This window comes from Pelomonas sp. V22 (genome assembly GCF_030014915.1).
Classification (GTDB): Bacteria; Pseudomonadota; Gammaproteobacteria; order Burkholderiales; family Burkholderiaceae_C; genus JAUASW01.
The window spans coordinates 1-17,668 of record NZ_JAGIXS010000009.1; the positions used below are offsets into that span (position 1 = coordinate 1).

Consider the following 17,668-nt stretch of genomic DNA (forward strand, 5'->3'; position numbering starts at 1 on the left):
CTGGAACGCCGCGTCCTGCTCCGTCCGACTTCTAACATCACCGGTTCCACCGGTTGGGGTAAAGGACCGATCCTGGGGGCGGCCATTGGGCAAAGAAGGGTTGACCGACGGCTCTCAGCCTGAAGCTGTCGTCACAGGTCTAGGCCACATACGTCGCCGAAACTCATGTTCAGCGTCAACTGCAACGTCTGCCCGTATGCGCCCGAAATATGCACGAGCTCCGTGAGGAGCGCGGCGGCTCAGAGGTATTGCGGTCATCTGAATATTCATCGCTAGCCCGCAGTCAGTGCGGCAAGGACTCAATGAAAAAGCTGTCAATCCTGATCGCAGTGGTTTCGCTCATTGCAGCAATGGCCGCCTATGTTCTGTGGCCGCTCACTCAAGCTTCGGAACCTTCCCAGAACGACTCCGAGCCAAGGATGCCTAGCCTCCTGGCGGCCGGCAGCGGGGCCACGGCTTCAACCCCGGTCACAGCCCCGGCTTTCGCTGCAGCGGCCAGCGGTCCCGCCTTCAGCGCCTCCGCTTACACCGACTATCTCGAGCACAAGGGAACGCTGCGCGCCCTTGCACACAAGGCCACGAGCTCGAATGATCCGGGTGAGATCGAGATGGCAAAGCTGTACCTGCAGCGGTGCTTGATGTTCCCCAAGCCAAAGTCCAAGCATCAGTGGATCGAATCTCCGGACGCGATGCGCGCGAACGCACCCAAGGCTGCCGCGGCCTTTGAGGGGCTTCAAGCCTTCTGCTCCGACATCGTGAACCAACGAGATCGAAACCTCGTGACATGTCTGTCAGACCAGACGTGGCTACACAATGGATGATCGGCAAGGACATCATCAAGAGCGACGAGGCGGGTGAGCGGAAGATTCCGGTCGCCTTCCTGAGCTCAGTCATCCCTGCTGTGGCCTGTGAAGCCTGGGGATGCGACGAAAGTATTTATCGGATGCGCTTTTGCGGGTACGCCCCCCAATGCACGGACGACATCTGGAAGGAAAAGCTGAGTGCGTTCTTTGAGGCCGAGTACACGGCCATGATGGAGAACAACCCTGGGCCCAAGTACCCAAGCTGGGCTGAAGCGCGGGAGCGCGTGCGGAAGGCGCTTCAGCGTTAGTCCATGAGGCCGAGCCCCTCACTCGCCGGCGGCTTAGGAGGGATCAAGCAAGCGGGGAGCAACCGGAGGGACCATGTTGCCCGCGAGCTGGGGATTACGTATCGGCTCCGGCAGTTGCTCCGTGCAGCAGCGATGGTGTTTCAGATATCTCGCCAATTCGCGGTTGTAAATTTGGACTTGGTGGGTAAATCTCATGCGTAAGGCCAAAACACATGAGTTTTTCGGCCGCAAGCGTCCTGTAACTCATCACGTTAGCCACATTTTTAGGCAAATGACGTCCTGTAGCTCATCCGCTTTGGCCGCCGAAGAACTAACACAAAGGTGGCGCGCAGCGAATCGGATATCTGATGTGCAGCGAATTCGGCCAAAACGGCCCGAAAAGTGGCGGTTTTGGGGGTCAAGAAGGCAAAGTGATGTCGTCGAGGTCAACGTTCTCACATTGAGACCATGTCATCCTGAAAGTCATCACTTTGCCCAACCGGCCTAGCTGCTGGCCTTCGCTAAATCAGCTTCTGTTGGCCAGCGTTCCGGTCGCTCGCAAGAGTTGCCAAGGCCTCGTCGGTCCTTCGCGCGTCACCGTGGTCGTAGAAAGTGTCTGCGGGTGCCACGAGCAGCCTTCGAGCAGTTTCCTCGTCGCCGTGGAGCCAGGCCTCGATGTCGGCCCGCGCGATGTGGGCTTCGGCTCGCTTGTCCTGGAGCTCGAGCGGCAGCGGCTTCTTGGTGACCTTGTCCACCTCGGGCTTGTGAAGCCGATTTAGGAGTGGGTGGCTGTTGACATTGAACGTCAACATCGCAAAGTTCGGCACCACCTCGCCGGTCTCGTGGTCGGTCCATTCTGACCAGAGGCCGGCGATCATCCAGGGCAATCCATCGGCACGCTTCAGGCGCCACCAGATGCACCTGCCGGTCTCCCAGTTTGGCTCTTGAAGCCAGGTGGCAGGGATCAGGCAGCGACGACCTTGCTTCCAGGCGTCGCGGAACGCCGGTGACTTGTTGACGGTCTCAATGCGCGCGTTGTTCTTGAGCATCGGCGTCTTCAGTGGCGCGCCACCGGGCTTCTTGGAAGGGACTTCTCGGTACTCGATCCGACCTGGCTGACCAGGTCGGATCATTCCCCACTGGCCGAGGACGCCCTCGAGGTCGCCTGATGAGCTCGAGCGGATGAAAAGGCCGGTATCGAAGGGACCGACGTGCCTTGGCAGGTACTCCGGAAGCCGGACGCGACCGAGATGCAGCTTGACCTCACGGTCGAGGGACATTTCGTACAGGTTGCACATGCGACCTGGGCCCGAACTTAGCGCCTAGCTCCGCGCTTCAGGATCCATTGGGACATGACGTTAATCCAGTCGCGCAGATAGTCGAATGACTGGATTTCGTCGAAAGTGACCTCGAGCTTCTCGGCCAACACAGGCAAGTCACCAAGGAAGAGCTGATAGCGATTCCAGATGGCATCGCCGCCCCGAGTCTTCTCACCGGACGGAGCCTTTGCCGACAGGAAAGAGCGAACGGCTGCAATGGCCTTTTTCGGGTCTCCGCCGTGGGCTTTTGAGTCCTGCCCAGCAACGTCGCTCAGTGTCTTCTTGTCCTGGAACAGCTCTGCTGTCATGAGCAATGAATCGCGACCAGGCTGAGAACCATAACGAATAGCGCCCATTGCCAAGCCGAATTCAAAAGGCATATTGAATCTTGGCAACGGACTTTCATCGGTGATCTCGACTCGGCAAATGTCGTGCACCGAATAGCGAGACTCTCCGATGATCCTGGCGATCTTGTCCAGGCGGGTCTCGTTCGTTCCGGTGTCTTCTACTGCGATTCTCGCGACGAAGCCACAGTCATGAATCCCAAACAGGATTGCGTGAAGGATCGGCAGGTAGTCCTTGTCGAACGGTGCGTTGACGAAGACGCATCGTCCGAACGGCAGCGCCGATGTTGCGGCGCCGGCTGCAACGGCTGCGTTCAAAACAGCGAAGCGACAGCGTCAGCGATCTGCCGAGTAGTCTTGTGTTCTGGCTCAATGGGTGAGCCGAAGACCTTGAAGCCGCCAACCTTCGCGAATTGAACGCGACGCTTTTTAGCGTCGGCGACGGCACGAGCTGGCGCAGCCTTCTTTACGGCCGCTTTGGACGTGCTATAAGACTTTGCGCCTAGCTTGGTGACCTTGCTCATGGAACCAACTATACGCCAATGAGGTAGGCCATTGGGCTAGTCATGCCCTCGCAATCGGCATCTCTTCCCAGCATGTTGTGTATCGCGGCGTGCGCCGGTCCTGTTTCATCGACCAGGCACGCCGATCCGCCGCGAGCCCTGCACTCCCCACCAGCAGCGACCCTCGACCATATCGCTGGTTGACGGCGTCCATCGCTGCCATCAACTTGGTCCGGTCGCGAGCCTCCCTCTTGGGCTCTTCACCAACCATGTGGCCACCGAATAGATCGAGCTCGCCCTGAGCCAACTCTTGCGGCTGCAGGTCGACCAGCATGACGCCGGCCTTGGCATAGCGGAAGCCCTCGCGATAGATCGCTCGGAGCCCTCTCACTGCCGAGGCCACCAGCAGATTCGAGTCGCCTGTCGGCCTGGCCAACGGTACGGTGACGCTGCTGCTGTACTGGGCGTCCTGAGCGCGAAATGGACTTGTCCTGATGAAGACCATCAGGGCGCCGGCAGCACTCTCCTGGCCTCGCAGCTTTTCGGCCGCCCTGGATGCGAATTCAGTGACGGCTTCGACCAGGTCGTCGATCCGTGTGACCGGCTTTCCGAACGACCGCGAGCACATGATCTGCTGCTTGGCGGCCGGCGCGTCATCGAGGCCGATGCACTGGATGCCTTGGAGCTCCCGAACGGTTTTCTCGAGCACGACGGAGAAACGATTGCGCACAGTTGCCGGGTCCAGCCTGGCCAGATCGAGCACTGTCTTCACGCCGGCGTCGACCAGCTGGGCGCCGATGCGGCGCCCTACCCCCCAAACCTCGCCCACCGCAGTTGCCGCTAGCAGCTCGTCCAACCCCTCCTTTGCCAGCTCGCCCAAATTGCACACTCGTGCGAAGCGCGAGGGGTATGAGCCAGGCTTCCGCTCTGCGGTCTTGCCGATGTGATTGGCCAGCTTCGCCAGCGTCTTGGTCGGCCCAAAGCCGACGCAGGTCGGTATGCCGGTCCAGCGCAGCACGCGCTCGTGGATCTCGTGGCCAGTGGCCACCAGATCCACATTCACGCCGGTGAAGTCGAGGAACGACTCGTCGATGGAATAGATCTCTTGTCGCGGAGCGAAGCTTCCAGCTGCGGTCATCATCCGATCAGACAGGTCTCCATACAGCTGGAAATTTGCAGACAACGCAACCAGACCATGTGTTCGCTCGAGGTCCCGGATCTGGAACCACGGCTGAGCCATCTTGACGCCCAGGTCTTTGGCTTCGTTGCTGCGAGCGATGGCGCAGCCGTCGTTGTTGCTGAGAACGACGATTGGTTTGCCGACCAGGCTGGGCCGAAACACCCGCTCGCATGAGCAGTAGAAGTTGTTGCCGTCGACGAGCGCAAACATGACTCACCAGTTCCAGTCAGGCGCGCATGGACTTGATCGACTTGGTGACAACGCCCCAGATTTCGACGGTCTGTCCATCCTTGGGCACTATGTCTGGATAGGTCGGGTTCTCGGCCTTGAGCTTGATGTTCGAACCGCGCTTCCAGAGCCGCTTGACTGTGAAATCACCGTCGACGACGGCCACGACAACATGGCCATGCGACGGCTTGATCGCTCGGTCCACCAAAACCACGTCACCGTCGTCGATTCCGGCTTCGCGCATCGAGGCGCCACTAACCCTCATCAAGTACGTGGCGAGCGGGTGCTTGATGAGCACCTCGTTAAGGTCGATGCGCTTGGCTGAATGGTCCTCAGCCGGGCTGGGAAAGCCGGCCTGGACCGAGAACGCTGCGACGGCTACCGTCGCAGCATTGGGCGAGCTGGCCAAGGGCGAGGGTGCGTTCGCCTGGATTTCCTGAATACTGTACATACATACAGTTTAAGCCTACGCGGGCCGGAGTCCAGAAAATTGCCGATTGGGCTTGGCGCCGTCAGGCCTCCATGTTTCCCTCAACTGGGACCGGGCAGGAGACAAGATCTACATCGGCGTACCTGATGTCTCGTTTTCCGATCTGAACGCAGCGACTGACCGTGAGCTAGTGACGGCCTATCTGGCCGACATGACGCAGAAGATGATTCGGACGCTGAAGCCTAGGCTTGAAGCCGCGACCAGGTCTAGCGACTGATTTCCACGAGTAAGGGTGGCCTACTTCTTGTAGAGGTTGGCGACCAGCAGGATACAGATGACGATGGCCCAGGCTGGCCACCCAGCAAAGAGCGCCGAGAACAGACCGCCAATCAACGCGCCACCGCCAACGATGAGTGCGAGAACCGCAACGATGACGATCAGGCCTGCAGGGACGACGAACGGAAGCAGCGCAAAGTTCATCCCATCCCGCGCGAACTCAGCCGCCTGCTCATCGGGCGTCCGATCACCTTTGAGAAGAAGGCGACGGAGGCCGCCGTCAGGCAAAAAGTGAATGACCAGATCTTCCAGGGATCGAGTAAATCCAAGGAATCCGATCAAGGCAAATAGCCCGACGAAGATCATGATTCCATTTTCAATCCACGGATGCAAATGCAACTTTGCATCATCCAACCATCCGATAAAAAACAGAGCAAGGGAGGCATTCGTCACGATGACGAAAAGAACGCGAAGCCCAAGCAGCTTGCGCCAGAGCGGCGCCTCTAACGGGTTGGTGGCCTCAACCGACGACGCGGTCGTATCGTTAGGCATCAGAGATCTCCAGCAGTCTGCCCGGCGACATCCACTTTGCGGAGCGTCAGCCAGGCCATCTCGTTGAAGACAACTAGCTACAGGAGTCTGCCACGTTAGCCGGCGACCGCCTCTTCAGCAACTTCAGTCTTCACGTCGATCCAGGCGCTCTAGGTAGCGCTCGAGTGCATCGTTGACACTCACGGCCAGCAGTTCCTCTCGGCTCATCTAGTAGGTCCTGGCCAATCGAATCTTGATTCGTAGCCCGACTGGAACAATGACCCCGCCTAGCTACGAATCCAACATCATCAAGGTGTTCGTGATCTGGTCCCAGTGCCAGGCCCGTTTCGCAACCCGAGCGGACGCCGTGGCTTCGAGTTCCTTGCGCTTGGTGGCGTCGACCAGGCCTTGAACCACGTAGATGGCTCCGGCGCTGGGCAGCCTCGGAACTGCGTCGGCAGCCTCATTCACGATGGCGTGTGCTTGTGGGTCGCCCACGTGGGTGGCAATACGTGCGAAAAATGCTCGTGCCAGCGCTTCCGAATAGGGCTCACCGCGCGCACGTGCCGACTTGATCGCCCGCTGATACAGCAGACGTGCTTCATCGATATGCCCCATTGCATAGGCCAGTGCACCACCGTTTGCCAGGTAATGCGTCGCATGCAGCTTCAAATCGGGATGACGCCCGATTCTGAGGAAGTCCTCCATAGCGTCATCCAGATCGCCGGCCTGGATCTGCGCGAACAGAAGGTTCAGTGCTGGACCAATGTCATCCCCGTCGAGGTCATGAGCAACCTTGGCCGCAGCTAGCGCTTCCGTGTATCGGCCCTCGAGACTCAGCAGATAGCACTGCGCATCCATCGGCCGGGAGGCGAACGGCTCGTCTTTGGCCCACAGCACGGCGTGGTCGATGGCAGCGGTGATCTCTTGGCGCCGATAGGCGTTGTGCGAATTTGCCTCATATGACAGCGGCGTCTGCAGGGCCCGGTGGTCGACCACCAGCTTGAGCTTGGTCGCTGCCCACTCGGCTTGTGCAAGACTGTTGTCGTTCGGATGGCTCAACGCGTGCTTGAACAGGACCCTGGCCTTCTTGTCCGAGCCTGAAAGCAACTCAACTGTGCCAACGGCACTCGCGAGCTCCGTCGCCTCGGCGCCGACCTGCTTGGCTTCACTCAGCCGCTTGATCGCCTGCTTCGCAAGACTTGATGTCTTGCCACGCACAGTGGCAACTGCAATTTCTGACGCCTGCATCCATGGATCCGACCCGATCAGTGGTGATCGACGCAGGAGGTCATGCGCAATCTCATACTCACCGATGTGCAGGTAGTAGCGTGCAGCCGCTCGAAGCACGAACCTGGATTTCGGCGCCAGTGCTACTGCCGCCCGAACATACCGAAGTGCCGCCTTGTCTTGACGCATCGCAGCGAGCTCACGTGCTGTGTCCATCAGCAAGACCGGGTTTCGGTAGTCGATGGCAAGCAGCGACCGCGCATGCTTCACAAAGTCCTTGGACGCGGCTTCGACCCGCTCCGCAGAGCCACCCTGCAGGACCTGCTGAGCCGAACGAACGAGCTGTCTGGATCCGATCTGATCGCGACTGGAAAGGATCACATCTGCGGCTTGCCTGGCTGCGGCCTCATTGCCCGCAGCCGACGCCAAGAACATCAGCTCAGCTGCAATCGGAACCGACCGGACCACCTCGAGCTCATGGAGCTTGTGCGAAACCTCCAGGTTGGCCTTCTTAGTCGAGTCGTCGGATTGCTTGGCCGGGAGTCGTGTTGACTTGGCTTCGGCCGTGGTTGCCGTGACCCAAGAAGGGCGCCACCGCGGGACGACTCGCCGGGGCCGCTGATCGTCAAGCATGCTTGGCCACCGGCCTGATGCCTGCCTTCTTTCGCAGGATCTCGAACTTAGCTACATAGCGCTCGAGCCACAGTGGACCTGCCGGCGACTTCTCAATGCCTGCGCGGCCGCGAACAGCTGGGTCTGGATGGCAAAGGTCGAGCACGATATCGGTCAAGTCGGCGCGGAATCGCTCAGGAAAGTCCGTCGATAGTTCGGCCATTGCGTCAATCATTGCCGCCTTGATGTGGTCAATCACCTGGTCGTACGAGTCGCCCCAGACGCCGGGCTTGTGAACGTCGGCAAGCTTGCCGATCACGAAGTCAGGGAAGCAGATGTTGGTGAAATTGAAAACAACAAGGCACCCCAGGTGGAAGACGTCGACACTCAAGCGGCGCTCAAGCCAATCAGGCCGCAGATAGCCGTAGCGCTGTTCAAACGGTGCATAGTTGAGCGCCCCAGCAATCGCCTCTCCATCGTGCGGCGCAACCTTTCCGCGCAAAGAAGACCGGCCCAAGTCGCCGAGCTTGAGTCGCTCGTCAAAGCGAAGCACGTTGGATGGCTTCAGGTCCTGGTGCGCAATCTGCTCCTTATGCAGTTGCAGGAGCGCAAGCGTGGTTTGGTGCAAGATCTGGAACCGCCACTGATCGCTGACGTCCTTGCTGACGTCGACGGTCTCGCGGATATCTCCATCAGCGAGCTCGAAGATCAAAAACGGGACATTCCTCAGCACCGGTGCCGCGTTTGGATCGCGCTCAACGTTGCCGTACTCAATCACTTGTGCGATGCGGACGAGGCGTTTGTCGCGGCAGAGCTGGGCTAGCTCTGCCTCGTAGTTGAATGCGCCAAGCAGCCAGCCGATCTGCGAGATGTCGAATTTCTCGATGTCGAGCGCTTTCAAAAATGCCTTGCGGCCGTCCTTCTCGACGTAGTAACAGTCACTGAAGTAGCCGCCGGTGTGATCTGCTGCAAAGCTGACCGGGTCACCAATCAGCCAGCCGGCTGGCGTTGTCTTGCCCTTCAAGTCCATCTTCTTTTTCTCCCCGGAATTCTTTGACTACCTCACCGCTGCAAGGAAAGCTTCGGCACTCGCTCAACGGTGACCGAGAGCTTGTACTCGAGGAGTTCCACATCGGCAATGCTCGCGCAAGCCAGGCGCAGATCTTCGGACATCGTCCTGCACACAATGATTCCACGCACTCGCTGGCCAGGGTCCGCGAGTTCCTTGCGGACCCAGTTCATGTACCTGAGCAGCTGTCCAACCACCCGGTCGTAGCCCTTCTCGACCTTGAGTTCCAGCACGACAAAACCTCCGTCCTTGTCGGTCGCAAGAATATCGATTCGACGCCCTCCGCCGGCTGGGTATTCGAGGCCCCTGAGGTCCTCGTCCTCGAACAGGGTTAGGCCGGGCTCGATGATGTGCAGGTTGTCGGCCAGGTACCGCTGCAGGTCCTGCTCCAGCGCAAATTGCGTCGAACCAGGCTGCGCCTCTCCGGAAAAGTTGCCCTCATCGTCATCACCCTCTTCGCCGCGCTCATCTTGTCGAGCGACGTCTCCGTCAACGAGCTCATGGATTGGTGCAGGATCCTTGCCGGGCTCAAAGAGTCGAAATTGCCCTGCAGCGATCTTGAACAGGAGGTCGTCTGATTCGTTCGTCGCAGGATGGTGGAGTCGGCTTCGATCATTGGTCGACGCCTGCACCAGGTGGGCGCGGATGCTGCCGGGCTTGAGCTTCGGATACTTTTCCTGGAACCACTGAATGGCTCGCGTCGTCGTGAAGACCTGGCCAGGCTGGAGTCCGAAGTCAGCAATCATGTCCTTCAGGAGTGCGCGAGTTGGGCGGTCGTAGATTGTTCGTGCCATAGCTACCTAGTCGTTGTTTGCGTTGGAGTCAGCGTGCGCCACGACACGGCGGCACAGCTCTATGAAGGCATCGACGCCGAGGTCGTTTTTGGCGTCATTGGTTCGCCACGCGCAAATGCGAAAGCTGGCTTCCGTCGCACCGGCATCGATGTGATCGACTGAAGGCAGCATTGCGAAGCGGGCCTTGTACTGGTGACGGCCTGCCTTCGACTCATCGTTGTCGTAGGTGCTGATGAGATGCCAATCCAGAGGCTCGCCTGTGTACGCGTCGAGGCCTTGGGAGAGGACCACAGCGGCATGGATTGCTTCTTTGTAGAGGGCTCGAGTCGCGGTCTCAGTGGAGTGTCCTCGGCCACGATCTCTCTTGACGTGCGCGAGAGCCTTCCGGTTCAGCCAGCGCTCGTAGATCTCGGGCGTCGTGGCGCCATCGAGGAACGGGGGCATAGTGTGTTTGCGAGCCATTTCTTTACTCGGAGCCGGTCGGGCAATGTCAGACGACGTCAACAGGTGCTGGCAGGACCCTCTGGTACCTCGCCATGACGGCAGGGTCCGTGACTCCGAGCCAGCTGGCCACCTCGCCCGGGGCCTTGCCACGGCGCAGCTGGCGCAGTGCGAAGGTATGCCGTAGGCGGTAGCTGCCCCCGTCGACATCATCGACGCCGGCGGCCTGCAGGACCTCCTTGGTGGCGTTGTACTGGGAAACCTTGCTCCAAACCTTCCCGGTCCTGGTCGAAGGAAACAGTGCTTGGCCGGGAATTCCTTGCTCGGCTCTTACGGCGAGCCAATAGCCGACCAGCTGACCGGCCCATGGGGCTATCGGCGTCTCGCGCGCAGCTGCGTCAGCGTGCCCCCGAACTCTGAGCTTCCAGGGAACACCTTTGGCCCGACCGCCCTCCGCGATGGCGTCCGCAACCTCGAGCGCCCTGATCTCACCTGGAGTGACGCCGGCGCCAAGCATCAGTGCGACTGATGCCCGGTTGCGAACCTCTTGCCAAGATTGCCCCGCTGACGAACGCCCAGGCCTCACAGCCGACAGGTAAGTGACCAATCGCTTCGCCTCACCGGCTGGCAAGAATGTCGGCAGCGGATCTTTCTCGGCTGCGTTGGCGTATCGCAGCTCCGGTCGCTGCTCAAGCAGCTGGGCGGCCGAGAGATTGGGCCTGGATCCGTGCAATCGAGCTCGTGCTGCCAGCACTCGGTCGACCAGGCGAAGAAAGCGCCATGCGTGCCTGGCGGATATGTCGTCGTTGCCGCCTCGAGAGTTCAGGAACAGGTCGAGGTCGAGGACGCTGATGTTGTCCACGGCGATGTCGTTCCCAACGCACCAGGCAGTGAGCGCTGACCACATGGATTCGTAGACCGCAACCGATGAATCCAGCTGCAGGCGCCCTGCTCTTCGCTCGCCATCGAGCCATTGAGTCCAGGCCTCGTCGAAGCTGGACGGGTTCGACTGGATGGGCGTGTCGAAGAGATCGAGGTTCGTCATTGAAAATGAACTAACGCCAAGAGCTGTTTATTCTAGGCCTCTGCTGGACCCTTGGGCGGCTTCCTTCACCTATAGGCTTCGCAGAAAGTTGACAAAACAATGCTTGGCCGTTAGTTCATTTGTTGGGCGCTTCCGCCCCCTTTGTGGGTAACTTGGGCACGGCCCATTACTTTGGGAAGTCCGCGGGCCTCGACGAGTCGGTCACTCGACAGCCCTCGTCATCGCGAATTCCAACAGCTCCTTGTCAGTGACCTCGTTTGGCCAGAGTTGCCCGGCCATCCATTTGTAGAAGCTGCTTGCCGCTACACGGCTATCGATTCCGTCCCGCCGCCATGCTTTGGCGATTGGCGTTGCAAGCTCAGGCAGTCGCTCCGTTTCGAATCGCCCCGTGAAAATTCGCCGATCCAGGTCGTCCATCTCAGCGTATCGAGACTTTGCATCCAGCGCTTTTTGGTGGTGCCACTCTTCCCTCAGTTGCTGCAGCTTCTCTCCTAGTGACTGTGACTTCGGCTGGGTTGCAATACGCGGAGCAGCTGCTGCGGCTTGTGCGGATCCTTCACTTTGGTCGTGATCGCCCGCGTAACGTTTCTTGAGTGCGTCTCGAAGATATGCCGCCGGCGATTTCAGCGGCGGAAGTGAAGTGCTCTTCATCCGCTCTTCAACATGCTCAACAGCGGCTCGAAGAGCCCCCTCGTCTGTCACTGCATACAGATCCTGCGCGTCCGGCCGCTTAAATCCGAGGCCAACAATCCGCTCAACAAGTTGGAGGTCAAAGACATTCTTGGCCATGGCTTGACCCAGCCCCTCGAGTGCTGCCTGCGGTTTGGGAACCACTCGAAACTGCAATTCCTCGACCTTGCGGCTGCGCTTGTGTTCGACCACCTCAAGACTGAATTCGTCGCAGAGCGTATCGAGTTCAATCAGAGCTTTCTTGATGGTGTCCCGGTGCAGGATCCGATAGTCGACCGAGCTAATGTCGCTTCGACCAGTGAGCACAGAGGCCCACCAGATCACATCCTCTCGCATGGTGAGCCGACCAGGTGATGTGAGGTAGCGCGCCCCGAGTTCGTACAAGACTGCGGCTGCATAGCTCCGCATCTGTGAACTGATTTCAAGCAGAACGCGGGTGTATAGGCGCGACGGCCTCACCAACCGCTCACGGATCGCATCGTCGTACTGCCATGTGATCGAGCAGGCTTGGCCTCGGCCGCGATCTGTGATGTCAACAGCTCCAAGCAGCGATCTCGACGACCACTTCTTCTCACCATTGCTCTCAGTAGATTGCCATTCGATGGTCGTGGCCTGCATGTCTCGCAGATGGCTTTTCAGCAACTCGGTGTTGTTGCTGTTGAAGCGCGCGTCATCGATCAGTTCGCTGAGCAGGATGCTGTAGCGCGGTTTGTCTACCCCCTGCTGCTGAGCGTGGAACAAGAGGACATTGAAGATGCGCCGGCTCAGGAGTGTCAGCTTGCCGCGCTTCGGTCGAATCGCGATGGCTTCGTTTGCTTTGACGACAGATTGGTCTTCGTCGCGAGGCTGGGCTTGCGGTCGAGTTGTCCGACGTACGTCCGGCAATGTCTCTGGAGGCTTGTCGGGATCAGTCACAGAGGTTGCTGTTTGTCAGTTGCTGACACTCCATCTTCAGTGGTTGTTGTGAAACTGTCAATTCACATTAGCGGAGGCGGCCACGGAGTGGTCGCCTTGTGAATTTGAATAAATACACTTGAGAACTTGAAGAGTTGGTGGGCAAGAACTTCTTTACAAAACAACAACTTACCTATTGCTCTCTGAGTGGATATGGGACTCTCGCGGAGAACTTTTGGGGAACTTGCGGAGTGGATATGGGAACCCAATCGCTTGAAGTGGAGAACTTTTGGGGAAGTCGCGGAGTGGATATGGGGATCTGCATGCTTTGGAGCTCTGAATGCACCGAAAGTGCTGGAGATATCACTTACGCTTGCGTCTGAGTCCCCAAAAACTCTCACAATTTCTGCCCGTTGCACCCTGGTAGCTCGCGAGGTTCCCCAAATCTTCTCCACTTTGCAAACGCCGTCGATCTTCATATTTCGGTGATTCGACGGTTCTCGGTACACTTGCTGAAAACCGTAGAGAGGTCAACAAGTGGCAGACACCAGGATAGTAGATCAAGAACGTGGCAACGCTGGCAACCAGGTTGCCACTGGCCAAGAAGTATCCGCGGCTGCGCGTCCAGTGATTGATATGCGCCGGATCGCCGACTTGGGGGCTCGAGCCGAGGGAATGGTTGCCCAGATTCGCCAGCGGCTGCTGGCCCCAGAGTCCCGCAAAGTCGCTCCTGAATTCTCGACGGCACAGCTTGCTGCGCTGTGCGGCGTCGACAAGGCGCACGTAAATTACCGACTCACAAAAGGCGATCTCCCGTCCGGGAAGCTGACGCCTTCTGGCGGCAAGCGTGAGTTCACGCTCGCGGAGGCCCGGCAATGGACGCAGACGTACCGAGCCGAGAAGATGCGTCCGCCAGGTCAAAAGGCGCTCTGCATAGCGGTGGCGAACTTCAAGGGCGGCGTCAGCAAGACAACGAGCGCGATGATTCTTGCTCAGGGTCTGAGTCTGAGGGGGCATCGGGTGCTGGCCATCGACATTGACCCCCAGGGTTCTCTTACGACGCTCCATGGCGTTCTGCCTGAAACCGACGTGACGGAGGACATGACGGTCTCGCCGCTATGCCATGGGCAAACGACGGACGTCACTCCTGCAATTCGGAGCACCTACTGGGATGGCATCGATCTGGTGGCTGCAGCGCCCTTCTTGTTCAGTGCTGAATTCGCCCTGCCCTCCATGCAGATCCGTGATCCATCGGCAAAGTTCTGGGATGTTCTCAATGCCGGGATGGAGTCGATTCGAGATGAGTACGACATCATCATCATTGACACTCCACCATCGCTTTCGTACGTGACCATCAATGGCCTGTGGGCCGCCGATGGAATCGTTGTACCCATTCCACCGAGCGGCTTGGACTTTGCCAGCTCGGCCCAGTTTTGGGCGCTGCTCGCCGATCTCGGCGCGAATTTGGATCAGCAACAGCTGGGCGGGCCAGGCAAGGTGTTCGACTTTCTGCACGTCCTCCTGAGCCGAGTTGACCAGGCGGATGCGGCGTCACCCGCCGTTCGTCAGTGGATTCAGGCAACCTACGGCGAATTCGTCTTACCGGTTGAGATTCCGAAAACCACGGTCACGAGCAACAAGGCCGCCGAATTCGCGACGGTCTACGACGTCCAGAAGTACGACGGTTCAGCCAAGACTTACAAGCGCGCTGCAGACGCGTACGACCGGTTCGTCGACCTCATCGAAGAGTCGGTGGTAGAGGCCTGGAAGTCGCGTGGGGCGGCAGCATGAGCGCCGACCTGAATGTGGCAACCCGGTTGCCAGCCCGCCTCCCTACCCTCCCCTTCTGTGGTGATTTTTTCGCTGAGTGGCAACCAGGTTGCCAGGAGATCCACGCATGAGCACCAGGTCTAAGCTTCTTCAAATGACGGAAGGCCTTGAGCTTCCTCCAGCGGTCCAGAGTCGCTCTACCGCTCGACCTGCAGCAACCCCATCTGTCCCGCCAGCTGGCCCTGGCCAAACGCTGCCTCCGGCAGCGCCTGGGCTGATGCCGCGGACCGGGCCGGGGCAAATGCTTGAGGTTCGGACGAAGATTCTCGGCCTGGAAGGCGAGCTGGCAAGTGCAAATGACCGGCTGCGAGAGCTAGAGAAGATTCCGCAGACACGCAAGCTCGACCCGAACGACGTCGTCCCAACTGGATGGGCAAATCGGCATCCAGATGCATTCAAGCGCGCTGACTTCGAACGACTGAAGTCCGACATAGCCCTGAGCGGTGGCAACGTTCAGGCAATTAGCGTGAGGCCCTTGGTCGGCCAGCCGGGCAAGTTCGAAATCGTGTTCGGCCATAGACGCCATCGAGCGTGTCTGGAGCTGGGTATTCCAGTCCTTGCCACGATTGAAACAGCACCGATCACTGACCTCGAGCTCTTTGCCGCGATGGACCGAGAGAACCGCGAACGCGCGGACTTGTCGCCGTTCGAACAGGGGACGATGTACCGGAGGGCTCTTGATGCTGGCATGTATCAGTCCAATCGGCGCCTAGCTGAGGCGCTTGGTGTCTCACACACATGGGTGGCCAACGTACTAGCTGTAGCTGACCTGCCGCCTTCTATTCTTGAGTGCTTCCGGACCCCGCTTGAAATTCAACATCGACATGCAAAGATCATCGCTGCAGAGCTGGACCGAGACCGCAAAGGCGTTCTACGTCGAGCCGACAAGCTACGGCAGCAAGCCGTTCGATTGACGCCTGGTGCCGTCGTTCAAGCGCTGCAAGCTGCCGATGCCGTTTCAGCAAAGGATGAACCTCAACCAATAACGGTTGGAGCCAAGCGAGTTGGAAGTTGGACACGCGACAGGGCAGGGCGCCTGACCATCCAGCTTGAGGCTGGAGCCGCTCCTGATGACCGGATGGAGGTGATTCTTTCAGCGTTGGCAAAGGTCCTGGAATAGTCGAGTGGCAACCAGGTTGCCACTCGACGTGACAGCTGGTGGATTGGCTCAACGAAGGGGTGGCAACCAGGTTGCCACCCCTTCGCATTTGAAGTCCTCAATCGCGCTCTTACAGCCTCACGCCAACGACCAGGTCAGATGAAAGATAGGCCAAGCTCAAGGAACCTCGGGACTGTGGCCTTAGAGCTTTCTCTCTGTGTCGTCACCAGTGGGCGGGCTTTCGGACAGGCTGCTTCTTAGTGGGCACAACAGGTGGCAGCTGGGCAGCCTGCAGTTGTGCATCCGTGAGCTGCTCGATGGTCCAGGTGGCCAGGTTGGCGAGCGATGCGCTCGCCCGCCGGTGAACGGCCTTCCCAGGCGGCGGTGGGTGAATGGGCATCACCACACCGATCATGATGTGCGGGAAATCATCGTGTATCGCCTGCAGCGCCGGCTCGGCGTCGGAGTCGTTGGACACCAGGATGATCCGGTCGAAGCGCCCCTGAGCAGCATCGCGGTACATCCGGATGGCCAGGTTCACGTCAGTCTTCTTCTCCTCGAGGTGCCACACTCGGACTCGCTTTAGGCGGTTGTAAGGCTGTCCAGCGATGAACTCCGGGAGGAGGGAGCCACCTTTGTCGTAGCTGTGTTTCCCAAAGGTCATTTCCATCCGAGCCCCATGCCTTGCCATCAGTGCGCGGTGATAGCCGGCTTGGGCCTGCTCAGAGGCTTTGCCATGAGAAGCGAAGGTGGCCAGAGCATGCGCGGTGAAGAAGTGGACGCACTCCAGACTCTCATTCTGGTCCCGCGCAACCAGAATGTCATCGATGAGTTTGACGGGGTCGAGCCACTTGAACGGGGTGCCTCGCAGGCGCCCGTAGTAAAGGTTGTAGCCGTCGATGTAGACGCCGACCTTCGCCGGTCTCTTGGGAGGAGGCTTGGGGGCGTCCCGCCTGCCAATGATCCTGTTCCAAAAGCGATGCCACCACGAGGGCTCGTTGTTCCTCGCGGTCGTCGCAGTTGCGGTGCTTTTGGATGGAGCTTTGGGTGCCACCACGATTGTTTTTTGGATGTGAAAAAGCCGCCCGTAAGAGCGGCTTTTCCGTCCCAATCGAGAGCCAACCTAATGACACCGAAAGGGATGAGTGGTGGAGTAATTGTCTGCGTCCCGGCCAGAGACGTCAACAAATATTTAGCAGGAGCTAAAGGTGCCCATGCGCTTTAGAGCATTTGAGGGCTGCCCCATTCTTGACCCGTTTTACGATGGACGGGGTCTTGAGCACCGTTGACGAACCTCAGCTCGGCGCTCTTCCCTCGGCCGGGTTGTGCTTGCCCTGAAGTTCCATACGCCGGGTCTCCAGGCGGACCCGCATGTCGGCGATGACGTCTTCAGCCGGCCTGCCGCCGCCGGTGCGCTGGAAGCGCTCCCAGGCTTCATCGGCCCTGGCTGCGAACGCGCTCTGGACGAGGCGGAGCTCCACCGCACCGCGTACCGCAGACTCGACGAATTCGGACAGGGTCTCACCCTCGCGCAGGACGGCTTCGAGGTCGGCGCGGAGCTGGGGCTCGATCCGCACCTGCGGGATGAGGGGGGTCTTCATACGAAGATTGTCTTTCAGATGAGTTGCGACATCAAAGCCAAGTGAACTCCTGGCGAGGGCGGCGCTGCGTGAGGCATGCGGCCTTAAAACGTCCTGAAAGATGCTTTGACCCTACTAGGGCAGGCGGTGGCGGGCCAGCGGCCTGGTCACCAAGTGGGCCCATGAGTAGTTGGCTGCGTCCCTAGTAGGGACGGTGGTGGATCCCGACGCCTTCGGCCTTAAAAAACGTGCTCGAAGGAGCGTCTGCCCTACTAGGGCAGACGCCAGAAACGCCGGCAATTTGAGTTGTGAGGAGGCCTGGATGGCTGTCTGCCCTAGTAGGGCAGGCGGTGGCTGGCCAGCAACTGGAGCTGTCGTCCCCAGTAGGGACGATTAAACTCGCACCATCAAAAGCATACCGTGATAACTATTATTATCACGGTGTACACTTTTATTCGTCATCTCGGCCTTTTTGAAATCGAG

At 59.2% G+C, this 17,668-nt stretch carries 18 protein-coding genes; 4 read left to right on the top strand and 14 right to left on the bottom strand.

The window, feature by feature from the left end; translation table 11 throughout:
* Positions 1–302: 302 nt before the first annotated feature.
* Positions 303–821, top strand: a complete 519-nt coding sequence (locus J7U46_RS22430) for a hypothetical protein (RefSeq protein WP_282829475.1) — start codon at positions 303–305, stop codon at positions 819–821.
* Complete coding sequence (locus tag J7U46_RS22435) at positions 818–1,111, top strand: hypothetical protein (protein ID WP_282829476.1); 294 nt, start codon at positions 818–820, stop codon at positions 1,109–1,111. Before J7U46_RS22430 ends, J7U46_RS22435 begins: the two co-directional genes overlap by 4 nt.
* 500 nt (positions 1,112–1,611) lie before the next feature.
* On the opposite strand, the gene J7U46_RS22440 is transcribed toward J7U46_RS22435, so the two are convergent.
* The 12 genes from J7U46_RS22440 to J7U46_RS22495 form a co-directional block, all read right to left on the bottom strand.
* Positions 1,612–2,370: an SOS response-associated peptidase family protein gene (locus tag J7U46_RS22440; protein ID WP_282829477.1), complete on the bottom strand. Its 759-nt coding sequence runs from the start codon at positions 2,368–2,370 to the stop codon at positions 1,612–1,614.
* A 35-nt stretch (positions 2,371–2,405) separates the two neighbouring features.
* Entirely contained in the window at positions 2,406–3,071 is a 666-nt protein-coding gene (locus J7U46_RS22445; protein WP_282829479.1) for a hypothetical protein, read from the bottom strand.
* Positions 3,068–3,277, bottom strand: coding sequence for a hypothetical protein (locus tag J7U46_RS22450; protein ID WP_282829480.1), 210 nt, complete (start codon positions 3,275–3,277; stop codon positions 3,068–3,070). Before J7U46_RS22450 ends, J7U46_RS22445 begins: the two co-directional genes overlap by 4 nt.
* 40 nt (positions 3,278–3,317) lie before the next feature.
* Positions 3,318–4,646 (bottom strand): Y-family DNA polymerase, encoded by a 1,329-nt coding sequence (locus J7U46_RS22455; RefSeq protein ID WP_282829481.1) that lies wholly within the window; start codon positions 4,644–4,646, stop codon positions 3,318–3,320.
* 16 nt (positions 4,647–4,662) lie between these two features.
* Positions 4,663–5,115, bottom strand: coding sequence for a translesion error-prone DNA polymerase V autoproteolytic subunit (gene umuD / locus J7U46_RS22460; RefSeq protein ID WP_282829482.1), 453 nt, complete (start codon positions 5,113–5,115; stop codon positions 4,663–4,665).
* Positions 5,116–5,391: 276 nt separating this feature from the next.
* Positions 5,392–5,922: a hypothetical protein gene (locus tag J7U46_RS22465; RefSeq protein WP_282829483.1), complete on the bottom strand. Its 531-nt coding sequence runs from the start codon at positions 5,920–5,922 to the stop codon at positions 5,392–5,394.
* 270 nt (positions 5,923–6,192) lie between these two features.
* Complete coding sequence (locus J7U46_RS22470; RefSeq protein ID WP_282829484.1) at positions 6,193–7,764, bottom strand: hypothetical protein; 1,572 nt, start codon at positions 7,762–7,764, stop codon at positions 6,193–6,195.
* Entirely contained in the window at positions 7,757–8,773 is a 1,017-nt protein-coding gene (locus J7U46_RS22475; protein ID WP_282829485.1) for a hypothetical protein, read from the bottom strand. The genes J7U46_RS22470 and J7U46_RS22475 overlap by 8 nt, the downstream gene beginning before the upstream one ends.
* Positions 8,774–8,805: 32 nt before the next feature.
* Positions 8,806–9,606, bottom strand: a complete 801-nt coding sequence (locus J7U46_RS22480) for an endonuclease NucS domain-containing protein (protein WP_282829486.1) — start codon at positions 9,604–9,606, stop codon at positions 8,806–8,808.
* A gap of 6 nt (positions 9,607–9,612) precedes the next feature.
* Positions 9,613–10,050 carry a hypothetical protein gene (locus J7U46_RS22485; RefSeq protein ID WP_282829487.1) on the bottom strand — a complete coding sequence of 146 codons (438 nt, stop codon included), beginning with the start codon at positions 10,048–10,050 and terminating at the stop codon, positions 9,613–9,615.
* A 46-nt stretch (positions 10,051–10,096) separates the two neighbouring features.
* On the bottom strand, positions 10,097–11,092 hold the full coding sequence (locus J7U46_RS22490; protein ID WP_282829488.1) for a tyrosine-type recombinase/integrase: 996 nt from the start codon (positions 11,090–11,092) through the stop codon (positions 10,097–10,099).
* A 201-nt stretch (positions 11,093–11,293) separates the two neighbouring features.
* Positions 11,294–12,697 (bottom strand): replication initiation protein, encoded by a 1,404-nt coding sequence (locus tag J7U46_RS22495; RefSeq protein WP_282829489.1) that lies wholly within the window; start codon positions 12,695–12,697, stop codon positions 11,294–11,296.
* 615 nt (positions 12,698–13,312) lie between these two features.
* On the opposite strand from J7U46_RS22495, the gene J7U46_RS22500 reads away from it, so the two are divergent.
* Together J7U46_RS22500 and J7U46_RS22505 are read left to right on the top strand one after the other, a co-directional pair.
* Positions 13,313–14,467: an AAA family ATPase gene (locus J7U46_RS22500; protein ID WP_282829490.1), complete on the top strand. Its 1,155-nt coding sequence runs from the start codon at positions 13,313–13,315 to the stop codon at positions 14,465–14,467.
* A 280-nt stretch (positions 14,468–14,747) separates the two neighbouring features.
* Positions 14,748–15,626: a ParB/RepB/Spo0J family partition protein gene (locus J7U46_RS22505; RefSeq protein WP_282829492.1), complete on the top strand. Its 879-nt coding sequence runs from the start codon at positions 14,748–14,750 to the stop codon at positions 15,624–15,626.
* A gap of 202 nt (positions 15,627–15,828) precedes the next feature.
* Here the strand turns inward: J7U46_RS22505 and J7U46_RS22510 are convergent, their stop codons facing one another.
* Together J7U46_RS22510 and J7U46_RS22515 are read right to left on the bottom strand one after the other, a co-directional pair.
* Positions 15,829–16,716: an NYN domain-containing protein gene (locus tag J7U46_RS22510; protein ID WP_282829494.1), complete on the bottom strand. Its 888-nt coding sequence runs from the start codon at positions 16,714–16,716 to the stop codon at positions 15,829–15,831.
* Between the two features lie 184 nt (positions 16,717–16,900).
* The gene (locus J7U46_RS22515; protein WP_282829496.1) at positions 16,901–17,206 is read right to left on the bottom strand and encodes a YlcI/YnfO family protein; all 306 of its coding nucleotides are present in this window, start codon (positions 17,204–17,206) and stop codon (positions 16,901–16,903) included.
* Positions 17,207–17,668: the final 462 nt, after the last annotated feature.

Excerpts from the sequence above, each read along its gene's own strand:
- J7U46_RS22430 (WP_282829475.1), top strand. The coding sequence starts at position 303 with ATGAAAAAGCTGTCAATCCTGATCGCAGTGGTTTCGCTCATTGCAGCA.
- J7U46_RS22435 (WP_282829476.1), top strand. The coding sequence starts at position 818 with ATGATCGGCAAGGACATCATCAAGAGCGACGAGGCGGGTGAGCGGAAG.
- J7U46_RS22440 (WP_282829477.1), bottom strand. The coding sequence starts at position 2,370 with ATGTCCCTCGACCGTGAGGTCAAGCTGCATCTCGGTCGCGTCCGGCTT.
- J7U46_RS22450 (WP_282829480.1), bottom strand. The coding sequence starts at position 3,277 with ATGAGCAAGGTCACCAAGCTAGGCGCAAAGTCTTATAGCACGTCCAAA.
- J7U46_RS22455 (WP_282829481.1), bottom strand. The coding sequence starts at position 4,646 with ATGTTTGCGCTCGTCGACGGCAACAACTTCTACTGCTCATGCGAGCGG.
- umuD (WP_282829482.1), bottom strand. The coding sequence starts at position 5,115 with ATGTACAGTATTCAGGAAATCCAGGCGAACGCACCCTCGCCCTTGGCC.
- J7U46_RS22465 (WP_282829483.1), bottom strand. The coding sequence starts at position 5,922 with ATGCCTAACGATACGACCGCGTCGTCGGTTGAGGCCACCAACCCGTTA.
- J7U46_RS22470 (WP_282829484.1), bottom strand. The coding sequence starts at position 7,764 with ATGCTTGACGATCAGCGGCCCCGGCGAGTCGTCCCGCGGTGGCGCCCT.
- J7U46_RS22475 (WP_282829485.1), bottom strand. The coding sequence starts at position 8,773 with ATGGACTTGAAGGGCAAGACAACGCCAGCCGGCTGGCTGATTGGTGAC.
- J7U46_RS22480 (WP_282829486.1), bottom strand. The coding sequence starts at position 9,606 with ATGGCACGAACAATCTACGACCGCCCAACTCGCGCACTCCTGAAGGAC.
- J7U46_RS22485 (WP_282829487.1), bottom strand. The coding sequence starts at position 10,050 with ATGCCCCCGTTCCTCGATGGCGCCACGACGCCCGAGATCTACGAGCGC.
- J7U46_RS22490 (WP_282829488.1), bottom strand. The coding sequence starts at position 11,092 with ATGACGAACCTCGATCTCTTCGACACGCCCATCCAGTCGAACCCGTCC.
- J7U46_RS22500 (WP_282829490.1), top strand. The coding sequence starts at position 13,313 with ATGCGCCGGATCGCCGACTTGGGGGCTCGAGCCGAGGGAATGGTTGCC.
- J7U46_RS22505 (WP_282829492.1), top strand. The coding sequence starts at position 14,748 with ATGCTTGAGGTTCGGACGAAGATTCTCGGCCTGGAAGGCGAGCTGGCA.
- J7U46_RS22515 (WP_282829496.1), bottom strand. The coding sequence starts at position 17,206 with ATGAAGACCCCCCTCATCCCGCAGGTGCGGATCGAGCCCCAGCTCCGC.